The following is a 1,056-nucleotide window of genomic DNA, read 5'->3' on the forward strand; positions in this document are numbered from 1 at the left end:
GTTCTGCGCGTCGTGCAGGTGGGCGTAGGTGCCGGCGCGTGACAGCAGGTCGTGATGGGTCCCGGATTCGACGATCGTGCCGTGGTCGAGGACGAGGATGCGGTCGGCGTCCGGGGCCAGGTTCAGATCATGCGTGATCATGAGCGTCGTACGCCCCGCCATCAGCCGGCGCAGCGGCCCGATGACCTGGCGGGCGGCGAGGGCGTCCAGGCCGGTGGTGGGCTCGTCCAGGACGAGGACGGGCGCGTCGCGCAGCATCGCGCGGGCGATGGCGACGCGCTGGAGCTGCCCGCCGGACAGCCGGGCCGTGCCCGGGTCGATCGGGGTGTCGTAGCCGTCGGGCAGTGCGGAGATGAAGGGGTGTGCGGCGGCGTCCCGGGCGGCGCGCACCACGTCCTCGTCGGTGGCCCCCGGGCGGCCGCAGGCGATGTTCCCGCGGATCGTGTCGTGGAGGATCAGCGTCTCCTGCGGCAGCAGCGTGACCTGCTCGCGCAGGAAGGTCACGGCAACGGCGTCCAGCGGTACGCCGTCGAGCCGTACCGTCCCGGCATCGGGGTCGTAGAAGCGCGCCAGCAGCTTGGACACGGTCGACTTGCCGGCCCCGCTGGCACCCGTGATCAGGACGAACTCCCCCGGCCGCGCGGTGAACGTGACCCCGCCGAGCGTGCCGCCCTCCGCGCCGGGGTAGCCGAAGCCGACCCCCTCGAACTCCACCGTGCCGCGCACCCGCCAGGGTTCGACGGTCCGGTGCGGGGGCGGGTCGGTGACAGCGGGCCGGGCGTCAAGGATCTCCAGCAGCCGTTCGGCACCCGCGGTGGCCGCGGTGAGAGTGAGACCGAGCTGCCCCAGGCTGCGCACCGGCGGATAGAGATAACCGAGGAAGGCCGCGAAGGACAGCAACTGCCCGATGGTCATGCGCCCCCGGGAGATCTCCCACGCGCCGATCCCGATGACAGTGAGCACGCACACCGTTTCCAGGACCTCGACCAGCTGCTCGTAGCGCTCACTCATCCGGGCACCGGCCACCGAGGCGCGCATCCACGCCCGGGCCTCACG

Annotated in this window: 1 protein-coding gene; it reads right to left on the bottom strand. The window is 72.4% G+C overall.

The features are described 5' to 3' along the window. Nucleotides 1-1,056 (bottom strand): ABC transporter ATP-binding protein (locus tag ACFRKB_RS38915; RefSeq protein ID WP_383111304.1); only part of this gene is annotated, 1,056 nt, incomplete at both ends.

Origin of the sequence: Streptomyces scopuliridis (assembly GCF_042790125.1) — a bacterium.
In the GTDB taxonomy this organism is placed as follows: Bacteria; Actinomycetota; Actinomycetes; order Streptomycetales; family Streptomycetaceae; genus Streptomyces; species Streptomyces scopuliridis_A.